Raw genomic sequence first — 23,304 nt, forward strand, 5'->3', positions numbered from 1 at the left:
GCCGATCTTTCCTGTTCAATCAACTGTGGGATGTCGACCGGGCGTCATGCGTGTTTCCGGTCACTGTTTTCGCAACGGCAATCAACCAGACGCCAGCGAGGATCAGTATGCTTCCGATGACCTGAAGTGCGACGACAGGCTCGCCGAAAACTAGCCAGCCGCTTGCGATGACCAGAACGTAGCTGATGGCCGATAGAGGAAAGGCCTTGCTGAGATTGAGTTCCGAGAGGATCCTCATCCAGAGGAAAAAGCAGATTATTTCCACGGCAAGGGCTGCGAGTATCCAGGGAGACTGAAGTGCACCGGCTATCCAATGCGGCGGATCGCCGGTCTCGCCAAGATTTTCGGCACCGCGTTTGATGAAAATCTGGAACAGCGTGTTTAGCACGGGCACAGCGAGCCACGAGAGACGGACCGGCGTCATCATCTGGCCTCTCCAGTGGAAAAATGCGGTGAAACAAGCCTCAGCACCGCTTGCATCACAGGATTGCGATGGCGAAAGAACATGGTGTTGGCCGTCAGCGTGCTGCCCAGCCGCACCTTGTTTTCGTAATAGGCTTGCCCGCTTTGATAGCGGGTTAGACCGTTTTCAAGGCAATGGCGTAGATTGGTGAACCAGCTGAGGAAATAGAGGTTGTAAGGACGCCCCAGCTCCCCATCCATGCAGAAGAACTTGTCAATCAGCGTGTTATCGTCGTGAACGAGCAGGTTGGCCGCCATCAGCGTGTCGCCGATGAAATAGAACGTGCAGAAGGCCCGCCCCTGCATCCGCGCGAGAACGCCGGAGAAATAGGCCTCGGTCAGCTCCTCAAACTGCCATTCGCTGCGGTTACGCGTATCGTGGTAAAGCGCCATCACCTGCGGCAACAGGTCGGCAAAATCGCTTCGCGTCTCGATGCGCACCTTTTCCAGTGATTTTAGTTTGCGGCGCATATTCTTGCGCGTGCCAGAAGACAGGCCTTCGAGATAGGCTTCGATCGTTTCGAAATCGATGTCGAGCCAGGCGGTCGGTAAGCTACCGATCGGGAAGTACCGCCTTTTGGCAAGAACATCGACAAGAGCCGCCGGGGTGGTCTCAGGCACATCCTTGAGCGCCATGAGCGCGCATTTCTCATCCGCCGCACATCTTTCGAACGCGCCTAACAGCTCGGAGAACAGTGCCGCATGCCGGGTGATAGCAACATCGGGATGAAATCCGACCGCAGCGCTCTCCGTGCAGGGCGAACCGAGGCAGGCAAGCCGCAAGGTAAGCAACCGTGGGAACCCTTGTCGTATACGCCGCACGATCCGGCGAACCGGGCCATCTTCGAGCGTGGTATCCAATGCGTAGAGGCAGACGAAAAACGGCATGGCGGCCAGGACCCTGTCATCCTCGACAAGCGTAATGTAGCGCCATTCGAAGCCCGCGAGGCTCGCTTCCTCAATGGCCAGCAGGCAATCGTAGTCTTCGACCTGCACGGGGAAGCATATGTTCCAGGCCGCCGGCTCAATGTCGAGGATTGTCTTGCTGATGCAGGCGGCCAGGCCTTTGGCACCAACGGCAATGGGATTACGCACAAGATGAAGCATGATCGGCCTCGAAAAAATCGGCTGTGAAGTCCGCAACCTGGCGATGGTGCCGGTCGACATGGATCATGTGGTAGCTGTCCTCGATCCATCTCAGCTCATGCGATCCGCCGATATGGTCGCTGATATAGCGGGCGTGCCGGGCGTGGCTCAGATCGTCTTCCACCGAATGCACGATTAGCGTCGGCGTATGGATGCCCGGCAGTCTCTTTTTCAGGGCCTTGCCGAGCCGATGCATCTCAACCAGCCCCTTTCCCGGGAACTTTTCGAGGATACCTTCCCCCGCGATACCCTCGATCATTCGGCGCATGCGGGGGTCCTTGATGCCCATCGACGCGGTTTCACTGAAGCTGAGCCGATCGAGAAAAGGGATGTGCGCGAGCCAATCGATATTGTGCGAAAGAAGCGGATAATAAAACGGTACGTTCCAGCCGTCGTAACCGAAGCATGGCGAGTAGATCGCGGCAGCTCTTATGGTTTCCGGTTGCGCATCCGCCGCCAGGATCGAGAGCTTCCCGCCGACGCAGATGCCGGCAGCAAAGATATCCTCTGTACGTGTCGCCAACAGCGCCGCGGCCTCGATCACACTGTCCAGCCAGTTTTGCCAGCGCGAGCGGCGCAGCGCGCCGACATCGGTACCGTGTCCTGCCAGAAGCGGTGCGTAAATGCTGTACCCCCTTCGATTGAGCTGCCGGGCGACCAGCTTCATTTCCGCTGGTGCGCCGGTCAGGCCATGGACGAGAAGCACGCCGTTGCCATTGGTTCCCTCGAGATAGAAACTCAGATCCTCAGATGTCACGATGCGGCTCCAGCTGGCGGTTTTCCCTGGCCATGAAACCCAGGGCATGGCAGGTGCTGATGACGTGCACGCCGGCTTTTTCCTGTTCGACGCTGATCTGCTCGTGCAGTGTGCTCAGTTTCGTCCAATGCGTTTTCGGGCGGTAATGGTGCTCCGCGTGGTAACCATTGCCGAACCAAAGCCAGTTGTAGAACGGCTTATGACTGCTCACACCCCAGGCGATCGGCACGTCGGGATCGCCGTGAAGATGCTCGTAATAGCCATTCAGGGAAGAGAGGCAGTTGCCGAGATAATAAAAGGGCACGAAAAACAGCACTGCTCTCCAGTCATAGAGCATCGCGACCCCCGTAACGGCAAAAAAAGCGAGCAGTTCGAAACGCCCCCACTTGGCATCGAACGGGCGGTTCTTACCGATAGCCCTGTGGATGTCTCCGATATCGTCGCGAAAAAAACTGAGAAACGTGTAGGACCAGACGTTTTCCGGCGCACCGTTGCGACCGTGGCGATAGATCGACAGAAGGTCGATCGTGTCGCCTTTTCCATCCGGCCGGTCGCTGTTTCCAGAATGATGCCGCATGTGGACCCAGTTGTAATAGGTCTGCGAAAAGCCGATCGCGATCGATTCGAGCAGACTGAAGGCGTAGTTCATCCATCGTGGCTTGAAATAGGGCGTGTGGATGAAATTGTGGGATATGCTGTTGATATTCCAGGAAATAGAGACGGCATACAGACAACCGAGAACGGCAGACACCCAGAGTGGCCGGCCTTCGAAACCGGCGATCAGAAAAATGTCGAAGGCCAGATGCGCCAGCGCCGCCGCAACCGGGACCGCGTCCCATCTGGTATGCGCGAAGGTTTTCATAATCCCGTCACTCCCACACAGACCACGCCGGCGGTGATGAGAAACACCCCCGTGGCGTGGTTGAAGTTGATGTGTTCCTTGAAAAGAATGGCCCCGGCCATCACGATGGTGGCGTAACTCAGGGCCATCAGCGGAAAGGCGATCGAGAGCGGCACTTTCTGCAGAACAGCCGTCCAGCTCGCCAGTTCGACCGCCCAGAAGATAATACCGGCCCAGGTGACCGGTTTAATCAACGCCGCGCCCAACCTGCTGTCGCTTGCTGCGTGTTTGAAACAGACCTCCCGTGCCGTTTCCGCAAGAATGCAAAAACAGATCAGGCCGATCATGGGCAGGGTCAGGCTGCCGTTCATTGCATATGCTCCGCCAGGACGTCGAGAAGCGCGTGGTTCGCAGCGCTGTTGACGTCCTCAATCGCCGATTTCCCATGGCGCAAACGCGGCTGATCGATCAGGCTCTCCGCCGTCTTGGCAATCTGCGTCCAGAGCGTTCCGGAATAACTGGGCGCGGAGTAGTCGCCGATGACATCCGCCCCGATGATGCGGTGACGCCGGCCGATTTCGCTGACCAGCGCAAGCAGATAGGGCAGCCGCATGCTGCCTTGATCCCAATTTGTAACAGCATCGTCTGCGCTGAGAACATCCTTGTCGATCGACAGATAGACCGATGGCGTCTGGATGCGGCTCAAAATTTCCTCGAAGAAATTTTCCTCTCCAATCTCGTGGATCGATCGCCAGTGAAGCGCACCTGCATCTTGGTGGAAACTTGCACCGCTGCCATAGTCGGCCGACACCAGGCTCGGCGGATGGAAATAGGGATACAGTTCTAGCCTGCCTTGGGCGAGCCATCGCAAATTGGCCCCCTTCCGCTCCGGATTGCGCAAATCGCGACTGCACACGCCTATAGTGATGGCCTTTTGAATATTCCGATTTCCCAGTGCGCTGTTGATCCAGGATCCGCAGTGCAATCCGCCGTCGAATGTCACCCAGTCGGGATGGTTGTCGAAGTGGATAAGCGTCGTTGGGACGGGTTGCTGCTCCAGAGCGGCATCAAGCAGCAAGGCCGTCACATGATGAAAGTCACCGGACCCCATGAAGCAGAGCTGGGGCTGTCCATTGCCCGTCGATCCGTTTTTGGCGATGCTGCGTCCCAGTTCACCCAGTTGCTGCTGCTTGCTCCATAGCCGTACATTCCTGCCTGCATCCTTGTCGGCATATTGCGACGCGCCTGCGGAAACGCAGGCGCGCACGAAGCCGGGCTGCAACTCCAAAGCATCATCAAGATGAAGGAGAAGGAGTTGCACCGGGCTATCTCCGCACAGCGCGGATCAGCAGTTGATCAAGCAAGGCAAGCGCCTGATCGATTTCCTCATAGGTGATCAGCAGGCTCGGGGCGAAGGTGATGACGTTCTTGTGGTAACCGCCCACGTCGAGAACGAGACCGTAGGTCTTCACGCCTACCTGCAGGTCGCCCTTCATGCCTTCGTCACACAGCCAGTCCATCGTTGCCTTGTCAGGCGTATAGCTGTCGGCCTGGCAGATCTCCATGCGCAGGGCGAGACCCAGCCCGTCCACATCGCCAACGATGGCATGCGTGCGCTGCAACTGCTTCAAGCCATCGAGGAAATACGCACCCTTGGCCATGATCGAGGCGCCGAAATCCTCTTCCTGAAGCATTTTCATGGTTTCAAGGGCCACGGCGGTTCCCATCGGATTGCTGGCGAATGTCGAGTGCGTCGAGCCCGGCGGGAACACCGTCGGATTGATCAGCTCCTCCTTGGCCCAGACGCCTGAAAGAGGATTGAGCCCGTTGGTGATCGCCTTGCCGAATACGAGAATGTCCGGCGACACCCCGAAATGCTCCACCGACCAGAGTTTGCCGGTACGGTAGACACCCATCTGGATTTCATCGACCACCAGCAGGATCCCATGCTGATCCAGAACCGACTTCAGCCCCTTAAAGAAATTCATCGGCGGGATGACATAGCCGCCCGTCCCCTGGATCGGCTCGATGTAAAAGGCGGCATATTCGCTCTTGCCAGCCTTCGGATCCCAGACGCCATTGTATTCGCTCTCGAAGAGGCGGGCGAATTTGGCGATGCATTGTTCGCCATATTCTTCCTTGGACATGCCTTTCGGCCCACGGAAATGGTAGGGGAACTCGACAAACTGCGCACGATCGCCGAAATGGCCATACCGGCGGCGATAGCGATAGCTCGAGGTGATGGCTGATGCGCCGAGCGTACGGCCGTGATAGCCCCCTTCGAAAGCAAACATCAGGCTTTTTCCGCCGGTGTAATTTCGGACGAGCTTCAGCGAATCCTCGATGGCCTGCGACCCGCCGACGTTGAAATGCACCCTGCCCTTGTGACCGAACTTGCGCTCAGCATCCTGCGCGATCATTGCCGCAAGCTCGACCTTCTCACGGTGTAGATACTGGGAGGCCACCTGCGGCAGGCGATCGAGCTGGCGATGCACAGTCGCGTTCAGGCGTTCGTTTCGATAGCCGAAATTGACGGCGGAATACCACATCTGAAGATCGAGAAACGGCGTACCACCTTCGTCATAAAGGTACGAACCATTGCACTCGCTGAAGAATTTCGGCTTCGGCGAATAATGAACCGTATCGCCGTGCGAACAATAGGTGTCCTCCAGAAAACGTAGGTGTTCTTCGGTCGCCTCGATAGCTCGGCTTGCGGCTTTCGGAACGGTTACAACATTGGTGCGCATAGAAATGCCTCTCAGGCTGGTTCACGCGATCCGGGATTGTGTCCAGGCGCGGTAGGATCGCGTTTCGTTGGATAGGATCGACGTCATGCGGGGGAGTAGATCGGTGAAGGTGTCGAATTTTATGAAGGGAATGGCCTGCCGGCTGCAGTGCTCCGCGAGCTTGTCTTTTGCGAACACGATGTCAGCCTTGTCAGAGACGCAGAAGTCAGAGCGCCCGTCTCCGATGTAGACGGTCCAGCCGGCATCTTCGACCACGGCGCATTTGCAGACACCCGATCCCGCGTTGCAGGTCCGGTCCGCGAATGGCTGATCGAGGGAATAGACCACGCCTTCAGGCTCCTGGCGCCGGGCCAGCACATTGGCGATGATGGGCAAATCAAAGATGTTGTGGCGGGCGAGAATGCGACGGATGAAATAGCCGACGCCGTCGCTGACGACGGTGACGGGAATGCCCCGCGCCTTGCAGACGGTCAGAAAAGCAGGAAAACCCGGGTCGATCGGCACGGTGTCGAGGAATGCGTCCAGATCGTGCGGCGTGGTACGCACAAGCGCAATTTGCCGGCGCATGCATTCTGCCGATCCGATCGAGCCGCGAGACCATTCCTGCTCGATAGTTTCCCAGTCCGGATCTGCGAAGCGGGATAAAACCTGATCCGTCGCGTCGCCGATGGATATCGTCCCGTCAAAATCGCAAAACACCTGCATGAACCAATCCCTGCCGTCGTCTGGAAGAGGTCTTATCAAGGCGCGATGAGTTGAACATGAGGGCAAGATGAGGCGAAACTGAAATCGTCAAACCTTTTGGGGAATGTGCAGATCCATCTTCAAGCCCCCGCCCCAGTCCGGTGTTGCCATCTTGATCTGAACCGCGAGGCGTTCTGCGATGTCGGCCACGATGGCAAGGCCAAGGCCCGCGCCTTCGGTGTGCAGCGTGTCTATTCTGTAGAAACGCTGGAACACCGTGGCCTGCTCTTCAGGAGGAATACCGGGACCGGTATCGCTGATCGAAAGTCGGCAGACCCCCTCTCCCATCGTGATGGAAACCGCGACCCGCCCGCCGTCGGAAGAGTATTTTACGGCGTTGTCGATCAGATTGCTGATCATGGTTCGCAACAATGATCCGTCAGTTTCAACCTCAAGATTTTCTTCGCCGCTTAAGGACACGTCCAGTCTTCGGTTATGGATGAGAGTGCCGAATTCAGCCAGCACGGACGCCGTCATATGGAACACGGGAACCCGTTCCACCCGAAGCGGATGATGGCTGACCCGCGCGAGACGCAAGAGCTGCTCAATGAGATGCGACGCCCGGTCGTTGCTTTCTACCAGAGCGCCGACGAGTTGCTGGCGTTCCGCTTCGCCATCGGCCGTGCGCAGCATTTGCAGCAGCAGTTTCACGGAGGCCTGCGGCGTGCGCAACTGATGGGCGGCCAGATCGGAGAAACGCCGTTCGAGCGTCAAGGAATGCCCGAGTTTGCCGAGAAGCTGGTTGATAGACCGGCCAAGCGGCAGCAGGTCACGGGGAAGGCGCTCGATGGGAATGACAGATAGGTCGTCGGGTGAGCGCGAACGAATCTGACGGACCATGTCATGAATCGTGCTCAGGCCACTGTTGATCCCGACCCAGATTAGAAAGCCGATGATCGGCAGGAGAACAAGCAGTGGGAAAAAAAGGTTCAGAAGGATATTGGCAACAAGCGTCGCCCTGAGCGCATCCTTTTCACCAACTTCGATGATAATGGACGTGTTTGGAATGGCGAGCGAATAGACGCGCCAACCCTCGCCCTTATACGAAAGATTGCTGAAGCCAACCGCGCGTCGCGGCACGTCGGATAAGAACGCGGTGCTGCTGTAAATGGCGATCCGGCCGTCCACCCAGCCGCGGAACATATGAGCGTCGGCGTAATCGTCGGCGTCCTCGTTGAGCGCGAGCTGATTGTCCATATTGAGATCGATATCATCGATCCGGTGTGGGCTTTGGCGAGAGGGATCTTCTAGCCTGTGACGCAACAAGCCCCAAAGCACATTGGCGTCGTTAATCAGCTGGGCGTCGTAGATATTATCGATCTCTCGGGTCGCGCTGTTAAACGCAAAAACGCCGATCACGATGATGGTCACTGCAACGACCGGTGCTATTCTGAGAAAAAGTTTGCGCGCGAGTGTCGAATTTTTCATTGCTCGATCATATAGCCGACGCCACGAATAGACTTGATGACGTCGGCCCCGAGCTTCTTGCGCAGATTGTAGATATTGACTTCAATCGCGTTGCTTTCGACCAGACTGGACGCATCGTAAAGCGCATATTCAATATCGTTCTTGGTTACGTAACGTCCTGAACGCTCCATCAGGAGCTTCAGCAGATGAAACTCCTTGGCGGTGACAAGAATCTGGGCCCCGCTCCGGCGGATGACCATGGCCGATGGATCGATCTCAAGATCTCCACAGCGGATAACGCTTTCCGTGCGTCCATCCCTCCGACGTATCAGCGCGCGCAACCGGGCAAGCAGTTCATCCAGGTCGAAAGGTTTGACCAGATAATCGTCCGCGCCTTCGTCAAGACCCTCCACTTTCTGCGGTATTGAATCAAGAGCCGTCAGAAGCAGCACTGGCACCGGGTTTCCTTTTTGCCTGAGCCCCCTCAAAACTCCAATACCGCCGAGTTCCGGCAAATTAATGTCAAGGATGACGGCGACGAAAACTGCACTTCCGGCGGCCTCGAGACCGGATACGCCATCACGAAACCAATCCACGCCATACGCATGTTTCTCAAGAGCTTTTTGGAGCGATGAGCCGAGAATTTTGTCGTCTTCTACGAGTAAGATGCGCACAATCTGATCCTAGCCTGCACCGAAGGTGCGTGTTGGCAATTTATGGACAGTCTAACTTCAGGCTATACTGGTTCTACCATTTGTAAAATGGGTTGCTCCAGCCGACGGATCGGCCCAGCGGGGGTATCAGCCAACCGTCATCCGCCGGAGAACATTAGTCTTCCAGTAGAATTGATGAGCCAGAGTGCCTAGCACATGGCCGACGATGAGCACCCAGAGGATGACCTTGAGGATTTCGGCATGTACATTACCGGCTGCGTTATAGCTCAAATAATATGCGGCCATGCCCGTCACTGGCGTTGCAATCAGAAGACCGTACAGGAGCACGTGGACAGCCTGGGATACCAGCCTGAAGACCATTGGCTCCTGCGACGATGACGCCGGTACGCCTTGAACGACCCGAAGGACAACACGCAGCGCGACGAGGATCAGGATTGCCACCCCGACATAGGCGTGAATGTTGGCGCTCGCGACCTGGTCTGCGGTTGCCGTACCCGTTCGTTTGATGCTGCGATTCCACTCGTTCATGCCGTCAGGAAGAAGCAGGTTGAAGAAGACGAGTGCCGCCGTCAACCAGTGCAGGAGGCGCTGCGGCACGGAAAATGAACTTGGCGTTTGCACGGAATACATACCCTTCCATTTCGAGTAAGTTGCTCTCGGGCCTCGGCACGAGTCTAGCTTTCAGCTCCCCATCCGCGCCGGGCTTCAGTTCGGATACTTCGCCTGTTCCGTTCAGCTTTTTCTCTTTTTCGCGCCCCCATGGCGGCAGTGACGACGATCTTCGGGGTCGTGGATTTCAGCTTCAAGAGAACCATTTCGTGTTTTTCGTTCATCGCGTCGTTGTGGACGAGGAATGTTGTTTCGCCGGCCTTGATCGTTGGCTGATCCAGCGTCCGAATGTCATCGGACGGCCGCCTTCGACAACCTTGACGGCGGCGGCGGCGAATACCGGCTTTGTGATGCAGACAATTGCGAGGGCAGCACGTGTATGCTGGAAGGAACACATCTTTCATCACCTTTTTTAGCTGAAAGGCCTGGATCACTAAGCGGCCCTGCTGACGGGCAGCTGAACGTTGAGGATGGGCCGAGACGCGGGCCGTGGCGACGAAACCCATGTGGCGCACGTGACTCTTCAGACTTGGCTGGAATGACGCAGATAGTGGAAGACTGCTCCAATGGATGAGAGATCTGGAATATTTTGCCGACAAGAGTGACATCAGGTGAGCGGCCATCTCACCTGATGACCGTTGTCACCAAAGTCTATGACCCGCCGCTGGACGTGTTTGCCGCATGTCGAACGGCGGTCCTGAAGTCAGTTTCCTGTTCAACCTGAGGTGAGCTGGCGCCCCCTCAGTCGCCTTCCTCTGCTCTGCCGGTTTCTGTGGGAGCCTGGGAATACGTGTCGCTCAGCGAGCGACGTACATTCGTGGTGCCGAACCAACGACGACGTAGGAGCTTTCATCTGCCTGTCAGGTCCCTGTCGCCGGCAAGCAATGTTTTACCGTCCCAATTGTGATGGTCAGTGTTGGTGTCTCGCCCTACTACCTTGGCAGCTGGAAGAGCCTGGCTTAGGGCATTTCGTGGATCATTGACGTCACTGTTTTCTGTCGCGTAAGCAGCGACCCCGAGAACAGATGTTACCGTTTCCTCGACAACCGAGCCCAGCCAAAGTTCGGCTTGAGAAGTTCCACTCAAGCGCTTGTTTGCCCGCCAGAGGCGAAGAACATATCGGCTTTCACCGTGCTCAGTTCCACTCGCGCGAACAAGGGTCATTGACGGCAACCGTCCGCGCTCGGGATGTGCCACGACAGGAAGTGACATCAATTTTGGCGACGGCGTGAACCATTGCAGTGAGTTGATTAGGGTCGAGTTCGGTGGCATGTGCCATTCAGCGCCGTTAAGGGTGCTTCGAAGTTTATCCAAGGAGCCTGCCCATTGCAGGGTAAAAGGTTCTTCGCTTTCCCCCGTGATATCGACGCGGCGAGCGGGCAGTTGCTGCCATCCTGTATTCCACCAATCGACGACTTCTGCCATCGGAGCCGTGTCTTTAACGGCATAGCGATGAACATCCCGCTGATAGTGGCGGGTGATGTTGAGGCCACCGGCCGTGACAAGAGCGATAATGGTGACGACCAGAATGCCATTCGTCCTGTCTTCGGAGGACCGGTGATACTGATAAGCGATGCCCAAGACCGTCAGCCACGTTATGGCGAAAGCCAAGCCACCTACGGCATCGGAGAACCAATGGGCACCAAGATAGACGCGTGAGAGCGCAATCAGTGTGACGAGCAAGGCCGCTGCAAATGCAACGCCCGCCCGCCCGGCCAGCGACAGATTTCGGCCAATGAGAAATGCGATAAAACCATAGAGGACAGCATTTGTGGTGCTATGCCCGCTCGGAAAGGAAAAGTTGCTCCAGCCGTCGTATAGCTCCGAAATTGGACGGGCACGATGAACCGCCACTTTAATTGCGGTATTGAATAGCGAGCCACCAGCAACCGCCGCCAGAAAATAGGCGGATGTGCCCCATGCACGCCTCCAGGCCAGCCACAGCAGAACAGCGATCGTGACAGGAACGACGACGGTCGTGTCACCCAGTTCTGTTAAACCGATCATCAACGCGTCGCCCCACGACGTTCGCAGACCTTGGAGTAGCTGGAAAATAGCGGTGTCGAAACTGACCAGCGGATCGCCGGTCACGACATCTTCCAGGATTCCGAAAAACAGCCATCCTGAAGCAATCAGCAAAAGGAAGAGCCCGGCAAGAAGCGCGGTTTCGCGCCTCCCCGGATCGATCAGTGAGGCGATCTGGTTACCAAGCCAACTGTCATGGGAACCCGCCCATAATCGAAACTCACCTAAACCTGACTGAAGGATGGGAACGCCTCGCCGAATTCCCAGCATCACCAACCGTATTGTCAGCCAAACGAGAAAACAAAGCACAGCGACCAGGATCGCCAGCCTGACGGCAGCTTCTCCGGCCGAATGGACATAGGCACCCAGCGCTACGCCAGGCAAAATATGCAATGGTGCCCAGATAAACGCTGACAGAATATTGGAAATATAAAAACGGCCGACGGGCATTTTCAACATCCCCGCCACCAAGGGAACAAAGGCGCGGACACCCGGTGTGAAACGCGCCAGAAAGACGCTCTTGCCACCGTACTTTTTGAAGAACGCTTCGCTTCTTTCGATGAGCTGAGGATATCGTCGGAATGGCCATCTCGTCAGGATCTGCTCGTGATAGCGGTGCCCCAGCCAAAATGACAGGCCGTCGCCGATCATTGCGCCGATCAGAGCCGCAACGAGCAATGGAGACAGTTTCAACACGCCCGACGGCACAAGTGCGGCCAGGCCGACGATGATGGCGGTTCCCGGAACCACGGCACCCAATACAGGAAGTGATTCAGAGAATGCCAGCAGCAGGACAAGACCGTATGCGAGATGCGGATACATTTCTACAAAGCTTGTGAATGCGCTGACGTACGACAAATGCATTCCTCATGAGACCAATGGGAGACGGGATTTGAGCGGCGCTGCTTTTTGTTGGCCTCGATAAGTGCTCTTAAAGTATTCCAGTGACCATGCGGTCAACGCGCGTTCCCGGCTTGTAGAGGACAAAGATCGTTCCGGCCGCCAGAATTCCGATGAGCACACCACCCAGGACATCGCTTACATAATGCGTGCCAATGTAGATCCGTGAGAAAGCCACCAAAATTGCGGCTGACAGGAACGCCAGCCCTCGCCTCTCCATTCCATGAAAGAGAAACGCCGCTGCAATAGCGAATGCCGCCGTTGCGTGATCTGATGGAAAAGACGGATCGGCACTTCGCTCAACAAGAAGATGAGTGATACCGCCGTCGTAGGGGCGCACGCGACTGAGAAACAGCAGAATGATCTGATTGACGCCCAAGCCCAGCAGAAAGGACAGCCCTGCCGCGACAAGGACATGCCGAGTATACAGCTGCTCGGGCTTCCGCCACCATTGCGCAGCGACCGAAAGGACGAGCAACGGAACGCCGACAGACGAGACGAGAACCATGACCTGATCGGCCAGGCCGTTCTGCCCTGACAGGCCATTGATCGCCTGTGTCATCCAGACATCGAGTTCATACATCAGCTGTTTCCTCTTCCATCTTCCTCGTCCGCAACCACCGTCTACTCAGAAATAAACCGGCCGCCGCCAATGCCGCGAAGCTCGCACCCGCCAGGAACGTTCCCTGCGGTCCGGCTGTATCCCACAGTGCGCCTGCCACTACGCTTGCGATCAGCAGTGCCACCCCTGCAGTGAGATTAAAGATACCAAAAGCAGTGCCTCGAAGTTCAGCGGGGGCGGCATCGGCAACGAAAGCCGCCAGCACGCCCTGGCTGAACCCCATGTGGAGCCCCCACAACACAACGCCAACTCCCAAGCCGAGCAGTCCGGGGATGAAAGCCAGGAACAGGTCGGCAGCGACAAGCAGCGCCAGTCCCATCATCAGCAAGCTTGCCCTATCAACCCGATCAGCCAAAACCCCGACCGGATATGCCGACAGCGCATAGGAAATGTTCATGACGATGAGGACGAGGGGCACGAACATGAGCGACAACCCTACGACCTGTGCATCCAGGATCAAAAAAGCTTCGCTGAAGCGGGCAAGGGTGAAGACGGCCGATAAACCGACGACGACCCAGTAGTTTAGAGGCAAGCGGACAAGGTCGGAGCGGCTGAACGGCAAACGAACCCCTCGCATCCCAGGCTGCCGCTCCGGCTCTTTAACTGCTAAAACCACCAACAGAAATGACAAGACTGCCGGGATGACGGCAATCCAGAAAACGATGGCGAACTGATCGGAAGTCCACCACATCAACCCAAGCGCCAGCAAAGGCCCAACGAATGCGCCGACTGTATCGAGGGACTGGCGAAGGCCGAAACTGGCACCTCGAAGATGGACAGGACTGATGTCGGCGATGAGCGCGTCGCGAGGCGCTCCCCTGATACCCTTCCCAACTCTGTCGATGAACCGCGCGGATATCAGCCAACCGATCGAGGGTGCGAGCGGAAATACCGGCTTGGTCAACGCCGCCATGCCATAGCCCAGAGCCACAAGCAGTTTTCGTTTTCCAAGCCAGTCGCTGAGCACACCCGAAAAAACTTTTGTTATGGCAGCTGTCGCTTCGGCAATGCCTTCGATGATACCCACCGTCAGCGCCGAGACTCCAAGCACCGTAACCATGTAAACTGGCAACAGGGCATGGATCATCTCGGATGAGACATCCATCAGCAAAGACACAAAGCCGAGCGCCCAAATCCCCTTGGGGATTTCTCGCCAAATTGGCGGTCGGGCGCTGGAGATATCGACCATTCTCGAAAACCCTCTAAGGAAAACCGCGTCGTTTGCCTGCACACCCGGGATACATGCAGACTGTCGCCTCAAATTTCCGCTGAGAGTATTCGTCTTCGAAAAGACTGACAGGGGCCTGAATAGGCTTATTTGCGTTCAAGGACTTTTCTTGCCCAAGGACTGCACAGTACGGGATTATCCCAGAGCCACGAACGCTTGCATGCGGACTGTGCAACATATGCCGTTCGACCTTCGTGTTGCGATCTGCCTGTTCAACCGTCTGGCGGACATTTATGGGTGTCGATTCTGGGCCCAGTGCCGCACAACTGCGCATGCGGCACACCTCATTTTAGATAGCAGTCATTTCATAATCTTGACGGCGGACGCAATGCTCTCCCCGTGTTTCTTGACATAGGTAATTGCCACCTTGGTGCCAGGCTTGAAGTCTTCGGCCTCCGAACCCTCCGCCAGCGTGAAGGCGCTGCCGTCGGTAAGACGAATAGAGTCATGGCTTGGGTCCACGCTCTTGACGACTCCTGACGCCGAGGCGGCAAACACCGGGGCGGTCATTAGAGCCAAGGCCGCGACAGTGGTTAGCGTTGCCATAGTCTTCATATTTTTTTCTCCTTGCTTTGCCCGCAGCTTTCACGGGTCGGTGATAGAAGCAGACCGGAAATTGTCAGGAAGTTGTTTGCCAATATACCGAAAAGACAATCAAAACGAGGATACGAACCACAGCAGGCACTTTGCTCATTTCCAGCATTATAGTCTGGATTGTCTGCGGGATCGGTCGTCGTCAAAACTTTTTAAGTAAAACAATGCCCTGCCATCGGTGGCTTTTGGCGTAGCCGGTTATCCGACTATAAAAAACGAGGCCGGAGCGCCTTACAAAATTGTAAGGCCTCTATTGGCTTACAAATCCGTACGTTTACCGACAGGCCTGCGTATACCGCTACTAATAGGCTCCGTTTCGAACCGATACCCCCTCAGTATCAGCTGCGCGGGTTCGCCAACGAAAAGGAGCTTTCATGAGGGCCTTATCCACACTTCCATTGCGCGTCACAACGGTGCTTACTCTCGGAATTGTAGTCCTCGGCATGACTGCAATGGGGCGAACAAGTGTCTCTGCTGCATATGCTGCAGAGAAGCCGGTCGCGGCCGAGAAAAACCCACCGGGAGACATTCCGGATTCACAGGTATTCATCGACTACGCCTCGAAACTCGGCTTCACCATGCAGGTCCCTGAAGGATGGGCGCGCACGGACAGGTCAGACGGAGCAAGCTTCATCGACAAGCTTGACGGCGTCGTGGTCACCGAGATGGCGGCGGATCAAGAACCGAGCGTCGAGACCGTGAAGGCCGTCTACATCCCGAAAATCCTGCTGTCGCAACGCGCCGTCAAGGTCAGCGCGGTCAAGGCTGCCGACCTGCCCGCCGGAAAAGCGATCCGGATCGTCTATACATCCAACTCGGAGCCGAACGCCGTGACCAACAAGCAGGTTCGCCTTGAAAACGAGCGCTACCTTTATTTCAAGGATGGCAAGCTTGTCTCTGTCGAGCTTTATGCGCCCAAGGGGGCGGACAATGTCGACCAGTGGCAACTGATGTCGCAATCCTTCAGGTGGAAGTGAGCGGATGCTTCTTGAAGCACGCGAAATCTATCGTTTTTTTCATATCGGGGACGGCGAGACGGCGGCATTGCGTGGCGTCAGCCTGGATCTTGCCGCAGGCGAACTCGTCGCCCTTATGGGCCCTTCCGGCAGCGGGAAATCGACGCTGTTGCATTGTCTAAGTGGGCTGGACGAGCCCGACGGGGGCGTCGTCACTGTCGCAGGGCAGCGCGTCAGCCGTCGATCAGAGCCGACAAGAGCCTCTATTCGCGCACGGAGCTTCGGCATCCTGCTTCAATCTGGAAACCTCGTCCAGCATCTGACCGTTTGCGAAAATATCCGTCTGCAGATGATGCTCGCTGGCAAGATGGACGGTGCGCGTCTGGCCAATCCTCTAGCCGACGTCGGTCTGGCGTTGGCAGGAGCGCTTCATGACGGAAGGCGTAGACGGCCTTTTGCGCAAAAAGAGCCGGCCGCCCGGCACTGCGCCGCTTAAGGTTGATCTTGTCGACCGGGTTGTTGCTCTGACGCATGAAGCCACACTGGACGGTTCGTGCGATGGCAAAGGCTGTGGGGATTGCGGCATCCTCAGTCGTCAAGATCTGGCATGAGCATGGCCTCGCACCCCATCGGTGGCGCAGCTTCAAGCCATCGAACGACAAGGCTTTCGCCGAGAGGCTTCACGACGTCGTCGGGCTATACGTCTCCCCGCCGGCCGATGCCATCGTCCTGCCCGTCGATGTAAGCGGGCGGAAATAGCCCCAATCACGATGCAACGAAGACATGCGCGCTGGCGGGGTCGAAACCGAGTGTGATGGCATCGCCGCGGCTGATGTCGGATGCGGCCTCGTGGCCGAAGGGCAAGCGCACGGACAGTGCCTCGCCAGTCTCGGCCGCGGCTGATACACGGATATTGCTGCCGAGAAAGGTAATGTCGGTGACAGTGGCCACCAGATTGGCGCCACCCTGCGCGCCCGGTCCACGCGTCAGGGAAAGCCGCTCCGGCCGCAGCATCAGTGCCGCCATTCCGCCGGCAGCCCCCGGCCCATGCAACGGCACGCCACGGATGGCGCTGGAGCCGATGGCAATATCGGCGCGCCCGCCCTGCGCGGCAACAATCCGGCAACCAACAAAATCGCTATCGCCGACGAACTCGGCGACAAAGCGGGTGGCCGGATTTGCGTAGAGTTCCGGCCCGGTTCCGATCTGGTCGATCACGCCCCTGGAGAAAACCGCGATCCGGTCAGACAGCCGCAGCGCCTCCTCCTGGTCGTGCGTCACATAGAGGATGGTGACCTCGGTTTCCTGGTGAATGCGGCGGATCTCGTGCTGGATCTCCTCACGCAGTTTCTTGTCCAGTGCCGACAACGGCTCGTCCATCAAAAGCACCGGCGGATCGTACGCCAGCGCCCTGGCAAGCGCCACGCGTTGCTGCTGGCCACCGGACATCTGTGCCGGCTTGCGATCCTCAAACCCTTCAAGCCGGACGAGCTTCAGCATTCTTGCGACCTTCGCATCGATCTCAGCCTTGCCAAGCCTGCGGACCTTCAGCGGAAAGGCGATGTTCTCGCCGACCGACAGATGTGGAAACAGTGTATAGCGCTGGAAGACCATGCCGATATTGCGCTTGTGCGAGGGCGTTGAGATCAGGCTTTGGCCGTCCAGCAGGATATCGCCAGCCGTCGGGTTCTCAAAACCGGCGAGAATGTAGAGCGTCGTGCTCTTGCCGGATCCGGACGGCCCAAGGAATGTCATGAATTCACCGCGCTCGACGGTGATATTGACCTCCTGAACAGCGGTGACGATGCCATAGTCCTTTCGCAAGGCCTGGATCTGCAGGAAGGGTTGGCTCATGATTTCAGTCCTTTGCGCAGCAATGCAACCAGCAGCATCAGGGCGATGGTGACGACGATGAGAAGAGTGGAGGCAGCGGCGATAACAGGCGTCAGATCCTGGCGCAGCGTCGCCCAGATCTTGACCGGCAGGGTCTGCAACGTCGGGCTTGCCATGAAGATGGCCAGAACAACCTCGTCCCAGGAGGTCAGAAACGAAAAGACCGCAGCCGAAAAAAGCCCGTGGCTGATCGATGGCAAGGTGACACGGATCTTGGCCTCCAGCGGAGAGGCGCCGCACAGCACCGCTGCATCCTCGATCGATTTATCGAACCCTTCCAGGGCATTGGTGATCGACAGGATCGAAAATGGCAAGGCCACGACCAGATGTGCGATGACGAAGCCGGTCACCGTGCCGTTCAGCCCCACGCGCAGGAAGAAGGCGTAGAGGGCCACGGCCAGCACCACCACCGGTAGGATCATCGGCGTCAAAAACAGCGCGCGAAGCCCCTCCTTGCCGATGAAGCGGCCGCGCACCAGTCCGAACGAGGCGACAAGGCCGATCAGGACCGACAGCACTGTGACGATAACAGCAATGTAAAAGCTGGTGACGGCGGCCTCCAACCAGCGCGGATCGGCAAAGAACATGGCATACCATTTCAGCGTCCAACCCGGCGGCGGAAAGATCAGCCATTGCGATGAGCCGAAGGACAGGGCCGCGATGAAGAAGATCGGCAGGATGAGGAAGGCGGACGTCAAGCCCGTGATGCCGAGAAGCACCCATTTCCATCCGCCGAGACGATCGAAATTCAACAGCATCTCAGCGTCCCTCCATCCGGGCCGTGCCGAACAGCTTCAGCTGGATGGCGTAGAGTGTCAGCGTCACAACCAGGAGAACCAGCGCTGCGGCACCCCCCATGCCCCAGTTTACCAGCGACTGCACGAACTGCGCGATCAGTTCGGCCAGCATCATGTTGGCCGTGCCGCCGAGCAGCGACGGGGTAACGAAATAGCCGAGCGACATCACGAAGACCATCAAGGCGCCGGACACCATGCCGGGCGTGGCGAGCGGAATGAGAATGCGGGTCAGGGCCTGCCAGCGTGTCGCGCCGCAAAGGGCTGCGGCCTGCAGGATGGCCGGGTCGATCTTGCGGATGACGCCATAGAGCGGAAGGATGATAAAGGGCAGCATGATATAGGTCATGCCGATCGTCACGCCTGTCAGGTTGTTGACCAGCGGCAACGGTTCGCTGATCAGCCCCATTCCCATCAGTGCCTTGTTGATCACACCGGTGCGTTGCAACAGCACCAACCACGCATAGGTCCGCGTCAACAGATTGGTCCACATCGACAAAAGCAGGATCGCAAAAACGATCGACGACAGCCGGGACGGCATGATGGCCAACGCCCAGGCAACGGGAAAACCGATCGCCAGCGTCACCGCCGTGACCAGCGCAGACACGACGAACGTGTTGAGGAAGATCTTCAGATAGGTCGTGGAGCCGAGCAGAGCCGCATAGTTGCCGAGCCCCGGCTCTGGTTCCAGCACGCTGCGCAACAACAGTGACAGCACCGGTAGAATGAAAAAGACCACCAGCAACAACAGCGCCGGCAGGGTCAGGGCAAAGTTCATAGGTCGCAGACCCCGGGGCTTTGCCGCCAATGGTAGATTGTCTTGCGCAGTCAGCAAGGCCATGCCAAAAACCCTTCCGGAACGATGCCGGTCCGTTGAGACGATGCGGGCACGGCGGCGCCGTACCCGCGACGATGTTACTTCGCCTGCCAGGCGTACCAGCGCTCGCCGATCGCATCACGGTTCTCGGCCCAGTAGCCCATGTCGGCATTGACCTGGCCCGCTGTCTGCTGGTCCGGCAGGGTCTTGGCAACCTCCGGATCCATCAGCTTGGGAGAATCCAGATTGACGGGCGCGTAGCCGGTGCCTTTTGCCATGTCAGCCTGTGCTTGCGCAGATGTCGCGAGCGCGATGAACTTCATCGCCGCATCCGTGTTCTTTGCGCCTTTGGGAACCACGAGGGCGTCGGCGGCCGTGATATTCTGATCCCAGGAGGTTTCAACGGTCACACCGGTTGCGGCAAGCGCGGTCAGGCGACCGTTCCAGAACGAGCCGAAGGGTGCCTCGGCAGATGCGAGAAGCTGTTGCGACTGCGCACCACCCGTCCACCAGATGATATCGGCCTTGATGGTGTCGAGCTTCTTAAAGGCGCGGTCAAGGTCGAGCGGATAGAGCTTATCCGGTGCCACGCCATCGGCCAGAAGTGCTGCCTCGACGACACCCGGCGCGGACCATTTGTAAAAAGCACGCTTGCCGGGGAATTTCGCAGTGTCGAACACATCGGCCCAGCTTTTCGGGCAAGCCGAAACCGCGTCCTTGTTGCAGCCGATGACGAAGGAATAATAGAAGCTGCCGACCGAATAATCGGTGACGAAGCGGGGATCGAGTTTGCTTTTGTCGATGACAGCAAAATCGAGTTTCTCCAATAGCCCGGCCTTGCCGGCTTGGACGGCATAGTCTCCCTCGACATCGACGACATCCCAGGTCACGCCGGCCGCCTCGACCATGGCTTTGATCTTGCCATAGTCCGTGGGGCCGTCTTGCAGGACGGTAACGCCGGATTTTTCCGTGAACTTGTCGGCCCACGCAGCCTTTTGCACGTCCTGTGTCGTGCCGCCCCAACTGGTGAAGACCATGTCTTCGGCCCGCACCTGCGTGGAAAGGCTGAGTGTTGCAGCGATCGCCGCGATGATCAGTCTGTTCTTCATGTTCCCTTGCTCCGTTTGTTTGGACTGTTTTTCTTGGCTTCAGGACAGCCGACAGCTGCCCGTCCGGGTTCTCCTGGAAGGTGGCAAATCCCAAAATTTCGCGTCTATCGAGCCTATGGCTCTCCGCCGGGTGTCAGACCGGCCGTGTTCCCCCCAATGGTGAAAAGGGTGCAGGTTTCAGAATCTTGTTTTCAGCGATTTCGATCAGATCGCGGATTTTTGGCAAAAATTCCTGCCAGGCCGGATCCGCCATCAGGGTGCTGCGGCGGGCTTCCCGGTCATCGAGGCTGGAGAAGCCCCATATGTGAACGATCTCGTTGATCACGCCAATTTCCGAGAAAAAATAGCCAACGAGATCGCCCAGGTGTCGCTTCTGGATCGCGATACCCTCGTCCTCCACCACCTTGAGATAGGCGGGGATGGCTCCGTTCTTCAGCCGGTAGGTTCGCATCTCGTAGACCATGGCCATCACCGCATCACAAAGGGGTCGGGGATCGGATCATCGGACGTGCGCAACCAAACGGTCTTGGTGCGGGTATAACCGAGTGCCGCCGCCATTCCGCCTTCGCGTCCGTCGCCGGAAAGCCCGGAGCCGCCGAATGGGGCGATCGGCGATACCGCGCGGTAGGTGTTGACCCAGACGATGCCGGCACGGATCGATTTCATGAGCCGATGTGCCCGCGTCAGATTTTGCGTGAAAATGCCGCAAGCCAATCCGTAGGGCGTGCTGTTGGCCAACTCAATAGCCTCTGCCTCCGTCCCAAAGGACATGACAGAGAGGACCGGACCAAAGAATTCCTTTTCCAGGGACGGCGAACGCGTCCCATCGCAATCGAGAATGGTCGGCAGGTAGAAATAGCCGTCCCCTTCAGGCGCCGACCCGCCGGTGACGAGCCTTGCTCCGCTCTCTAAGGACGCTGCGACCAACGTTTCGATGTGACGGCGCTGCCGCCCGGTGGCAAGTGGGCCAACCTCGGTATCCATCGACAGCGGCGAGCCGATGCGGATGGTTTCCGCTTTCGTCTTCAATATGTCGAGAAACCTGTCCTTTACGCTGCGCTCGACGATAAGCCGGGAAGCCGCAACGCAGCTTTGACCGGTTGCCGCGAAAATACCTGCGACCTGCGCGTTCGCAGCACTTTCCAGATCGGCGTCAGCGAAAACCAACAGCGGAGACTTGCCGCCCAGTTCCAGGGACGTCGATGCAAGGTTCTCCGCCGAACTGCGCACGATATGGCGCGCGGTCTCGGCGCCACCGGTGAAGGCGATATGGGCGACTTTCGGATGAGCTGTCAGCGCCGCGCCGCAGGTGGCGCCAAAACCGGTGATCACATTGACGACACCGGGCGGGAACCCTGCTTCGTCCACGAGCCGGGCAAATTCCAGCAGAGGCGCGGGGCCATCTTCGGACGCCTTGACGACAATTGTGCATCCAGCCGCAAGGGCGGGACCGATCTTGACCGCAGCCAGAAACAGCTGGCTGTTCCAAGGTACGATGGCAGCCACGACTCCAACCGGCTCTCGCCGCAGCCAGACATCCATGTCGGCCTTGTCGATCGGCAGCGAGGAACCTTCGATCTTGTCGGCAAGCCCGGCATAATAGCGGTAATAGTCGGCGACATAAGCAATCTGCGAGGAGGTTTCGCGAATGATCTTTCCGGTATCGCGGGTTTCGAGTTCCGCCAGTCTCGGCACGCTCGCGGCAATCAGATCGGCAAGCCTGTAGAGGAGCTTGCCGCGCTGTGTCGCCGTCATGCGCGCCCAGCGTCCGCCGCCATAGAGAGCCTCATGCGCCGCCTCGACGGCCTGATCGACATCGGCCTGCCTGCTTTCGGGCATCTCTGCCCAGGCAGCGCCCGTTGCCGGATCGATGCTTTCAAAGCGCGCCTCGCCATTGCCGAACCGTCCATCGATGTAACATTGGAACTGCTGCATCATCCTACTCCGCAAATGCCGGCATGACATTGGCGATGAACCGTTCCAGCGATGCCTTCTTGCGCGCGAAGCTCATGCCCGTATCGATCCAGAAGGAATACTCATCATAGCCCATGGCCTCATAGGCCTTAAGCCTTGCAACGACATCATCGGCATTGCCGACCACATTGTTGCGCCGCATGACGTCGCCAGAAAGCATGGCATTTGCGGCAATGTCCTCAGCCGAAATACGCTCGATCAGGCCCTGATGGATCGGCTTCTCATTCTTAAACCAAGCAAAGAAATAATTGTAATAGACACTCATTTCATGGGCGGCCTGCGCGATGTCGGTCTCGTCAGAGCCAACATAGGTGTGCCGCAGCAGCATGATCTTCGGCCGCTCGGCTGAAGCGTTCTTGCCGCAAGCCTCGTTGAAACGCCCCATCAGCGTCTCGACTTCGTCATCTCCCTGCCAGAGCGGGGTCACCTGTACGTTGCAGCCATTGGAGACCGCGAATTCGTGGGAGTTCGGATCGCGCGCGGCAACCCAGATCGGCGGGTGTTGCTGAACTGGCTTCGGCGCTGATGTGGTGGACGGAAACTGATAGAACTCGCCGTCATGGGCATAGTTGCCTTCCCACAGCTTCTTGACGGCAGGAATGAGTTCGCGCATGCGCTGGCCGGCGCCCCAGGCGTCGAGCCCAGGCAGCAGGCGCTCGTATTCGAAAGAATAAGCGCCCCTCGCGATGCCGATATCCAGCCGGCCATCGCAGATGAGGTCTGTCATCGCCGCTTCGCCGGCCAGTTTGATCGGGTGCCAGAAGGGCGCGATCACCGTGCCGGTGCCGAGCCTGACCTTGCTGGTGCGACGCGCGAGATCGGCGATCGTGATAAAAGGGTTGGGGGCGATTGTGAAATCCATGCCGTGATGCTCGCCCGTCCAGATCGCATGCATGCCGCCCTTGTCGGCGATCTCGCAAAGCGCCACGAACTCCTCATAGAGGGTCTTGTGATCCTGCTCGGCGTCAAGCCGTTCCATATGAACGAAGAGGGAGAATTTCATCG

Annotated in this window: 25 protein-coding genes and 1 pseudogene; 3 read left to right on the forward strand and 23 right to left on the reverse strand. The window is 57.8% G+C overall.

Annotated features, from left to right (window positions below; genetic code table 11):
* Positions 1-19: 19 nt before the first annotated feature.
* The 16 genes from R6X40_RS23825 to R6X40_RS23900 all read right to left on the reverse strand — a co-directional run bounded on the left by R6X40_RS23825 (position 20) and on the right by R6X40_RS23900 (position 14,717).
* Complete coding sequence (locus R6X40_RS23825; RefSeq protein ID WP_318416990.1) at positions 20-424, reverse strand: EamA family transporter; 405 nt, start codon at positions 422-424, stop codon at positions 20-22.
* Positions 424-1,569 carry a GNAT family N-acetyltransferase gene (locus tag R6X40_RS23830; protein WP_318416664.1) on the reverse strand — a complete coding sequence of 382 codons (1,146 nt, stop codon included), beginning with the start codon at positions 1,567-1,569 and terminating at the stop codon, positions 424-426. The genes R6X40_RS23825 and R6X40_RS23830 overlap by 1 nt, the downstream gene beginning before the upstream one ends.
* Positions 1,550-2,365, reverse strand: coding sequence for an alpha/beta hydrolase (locus R6X40_RS23835; RefSeq protein ID WP_318416666.1), 816 nt, complete (start codon positions 2,363-2,365; stop codon positions 1,550-1,552). The genes R6X40_RS23830 and R6X40_RS23835 overlap by 20 nt, the downstream gene beginning before the upstream one ends.
* Complete coding sequence (locus R6X40_RS23840; protein WP_318416669.1) at positions 2,355-3,227, reverse strand: fatty acid desaturase; 873 nt, start codon at positions 3,225-3,227, stop codon at positions 2,355-2,357. Before R6X40_RS23840 ends, R6X40_RS23835 begins: the two co-directional genes overlap by 11 nt.
* A complete protein-coding gene (locus R6X40_RS23845; protein WP_318416673.1) occupies positions 3,224-3,577 on the reverse strand; it encodes an EamA family transporter in 354 nt (117 codons plus the stop codon). The genes R6X40_RS23840 and R6X40_RS23845 overlap by 4 nt, the downstream gene beginning before the upstream one ends.
* Positions 3,574-4,527, reverse strand: coding sequence for an arginase (locus R6X40_RS23850; protein ID WP_318416676.1), 954 nt, complete (start codon positions 4,525-4,527; stop codon positions 3,574-3,576). The genes R6X40_RS23845 and R6X40_RS23850 overlap by 4 nt, the downstream gene beginning before the upstream one ends.
* Before the next feature lie 4 nt (positions 4,528-4,531).
* Positions 4,532-5,953, reverse strand: coding sequence for an aspartate aminotransferase family protein (locus R6X40_RS23855; RefSeq protein WP_318416679.1), 1,422 nt, complete (start codon positions 5,951-5,953; stop codon positions 4,532-4,534).
* Between the two features lie 21 nt (positions 5,954-5,974).
* Complete coding sequence (locus tag R6X40_RS23860; protein WP_318416682.1) at positions 5,975-6,658, reverse strand: MtnX-like HAD-IB family phosphatase; 684 nt, start codon at positions 6,656-6,658, stop codon at positions 5,975-5,977.
* A gap of 87 nt (positions 6,659-6,745) precedes the next feature.
* Positions 6,746-8,125: a sensor histidine kinase gene (locus R6X40_RS23865; RefSeq protein WP_318416685.1), complete on the reverse strand. Its 1,380-nt coding sequence runs from the start codon at positions 8,123-8,125 to the stop codon at positions 6,746-6,748.
* Positions 8,122-8,778 (reverse strand): response regulator, encoded by a 657-nt coding sequence (locus R6X40_RS23870; protein ID WP_318416688.1) that lies wholly within the window; start codon positions 8,776-8,778, stop codon positions 8,122-8,124. Before R6X40_RS23870 ends, R6X40_RS23865 begins: the two co-directional genes overlap by 4 nt.
* Positions 8,779-8,904: 126 nt before the next feature.
* Positions 8,905-9,399 (reverse strand): cytochrome b, encoded by a 495-nt coding sequence (locus R6X40_RS23875; protein WP_318416691.1) that lies wholly within the window; start codon positions 9,397-9,399, stop codon positions 8,905-8,907.
* A 53-nt stretch (positions 9,400-9,452) separates the two neighbouring features.
* Positions 9,453-9,893 carry a hypothetical protein gene (locus R6X40_RS23880; protein WP_318416693.1) on the reverse strand — a complete coding sequence of 147 codons (441 nt, stop codon included), beginning with the start codon at positions 9,891-9,893 and terminating at the stop codon, positions 9,453-9,455.
* 343 nt (positions 9,894-10,236) lie between these two features.
* Entirely contained in the window at positions 10,237-12,276 is a 2,040-nt protein-coding gene (locus tag R6X40_RS23885; protein ID WP_412178450.1) for a VTT domain-containing protein, read from the reverse strand.
* A gap of 67 nt (positions 12,277-12,343) precedes the next feature.
* Complete coding sequence (locus tag R6X40_RS23890; protein WP_318416698.1) at positions 12,344-12,895, reverse strand: phosphatase PAP2 family protein; 552 nt, start codon at positions 12,893-12,895, stop codon at positions 12,344-12,346.
* A complete protein-coding gene (locus tag R6X40_RS23895) occupies positions 12,888-14,123 on the reverse strand; it encodes an MFS transporter (RefSeq protein ID WP_318416700.1) in 1,236 nt (411 codons plus the stop codon). The genes R6X40_RS23890 and R6X40_RS23895 overlap by 8 nt, the downstream gene beginning before the upstream one ends.
* Before the next feature lie 339 nt (positions 14,124-14,462).
* Positions 14,463-14,717: a DUF1344 domain-containing protein gene (locus tag R6X40_RS23900; RefSeq protein WP_318416701.1), complete on the reverse strand. Its 255-nt coding sequence runs from the start codon at positions 14,715-14,717 to the stop codon at positions 14,463-14,465.
* Between the two features lie 413 nt (positions 14,718-15,130).
* Here R6X40_RS23900 and R6X40_RS23905 point away from each other — a divergent pair, with 413 nt between their 5' ends.
* From R6X40_RS23905 to R6X40_RS23915, 3 genes and pseudogenes are all read left to right on the forward strand, one after another.
* A complete protein-coding gene (locus R6X40_RS23905) occupies positions 15,131-15,733 on the forward strand; it encodes a hypothetical protein (RefSeq protein WP_318416705.1) in 603 nt (200 codons plus the stop codon).
* A gap of 115 nt (positions 15,734-15,848) precedes the next feature.
* Complete coding sequence (locus tag R6X40_RS23910; RefSeq protein ID WP_318416992.1) at positions 15,849-16,208, forward strand: ATP-binding cassette domain-containing protein; 360 nt, start codon at positions 15,849-15,851, stop codon at positions 16,206-16,208.
* A pseudogene (locus R6X40_RS23915) lies at positions 16,114-16,453 on the forward strand (helix-turn-helix domain-containing protein); the annotation flags it as partial. The gene R6X40_RS23910 and the pseudogene R6X40_RS23915, both read left to right, overlap by 95 nt.
* A gap of 24 nt (positions 16,454-16,477) precedes the next feature.
* Here R6X40_RS23915 and R6X40_RS23920 read toward each other — a convergent pair.
* The 7 genes from R6X40_RS23920 to R6X40_RS23950 all read right to left on the reverse strand — a co-directional run bounded on the left by R6X40_RS23920 (position 16,478) and on the right by R6X40_RS23950 (position 23,302).
* The gene (locus R6X40_RS23920) at positions 16,478-17,566 is read right to left on the reverse strand and encodes an ABC transporter ATP-binding protein (RefSeq protein WP_318416707.1); all 1,089 of its coding nucleotides are present in this window, start codon (positions 17,564-17,566) and stop codon (positions 16,478-16,480) included.
* A complete protein-coding gene (locus R6X40_RS23925) occupies positions 17,563-18,363 on the reverse strand; it encodes an ABC transporter permease (protein ID WP_318416710.1) in 801 nt (266 codons plus the stop codon). Before R6X40_RS23925 ends, R6X40_RS23920 begins: the two co-directional genes overlap by 4 nt.
* A 1-nt stretch (position 18,364) precedes the next feature.
* Positions 18,365-19,177 (reverse strand): ABC transporter permease, encoded by an 813-nt coding sequence (locus tag R6X40_RS23930; protein ID WP_318416993.1) that lies wholly within the window; start codon positions 19,175-19,177, stop codon positions 18,365-18,367.
* Positions 19,178-19,314: 137 nt separating this feature from the next.
* On the reverse strand, positions 19,315-20,325 hold the full coding sequence (locus R6X40_RS23935) for a polyamine ABC transporter substrate-binding protein (RefSeq protein WP_318416713.1): 1,011 nt from the start codon (positions 20,323-20,325) through the stop codon (positions 19,315-19,317).
* A 133-nt stretch (positions 20,326-20,458) separates the two neighbouring features.
* The gene (locus R6X40_RS23940) at positions 20,459-20,788 is read right to left on the reverse strand and encodes an NIPSNAP family protein (protein WP_318416716.1); all 330 of its coding nucleotides are present in this window, start codon (positions 20,786-20,788) and stop codon (positions 20,459-20,461) included.
* 5 nt (positions 20,789-20,793) lie between these two features.
* Positions 20,794-22,260, reverse strand: a complete 1,467-nt coding sequence (locus tag R6X40_RS23945; RefSeq protein WP_318416994.1) for an aldehyde dehydrogenase — start codon at positions 22,258-22,260, stop codon at positions 20,794-20,796.
* Positions 22,261-22,264: 4 nt separating this feature from the next.
* Positions 22,265-23,302, reverse strand: a complete 1,038-nt coding sequence (locus tag R6X40_RS23950; RefSeq protein WP_318416718.1) for an LLM class flavin-dependent oxidoreductase — start codon at positions 23,300-23,302, stop codon at positions 22,265-22,267.
* Positions 23,303-23,304: the final 2 nt, after the last annotated feature.

The sequence above is a fragment of the Rhizobium sp. PL01 genome, from assembly GCF_033447125.1.
Classification (GTDB): Bacteria; Pseudomonadota; Alphaproteobacteria; order Rhizobiales; family Rhizobiaceae; genus Pararhizobium.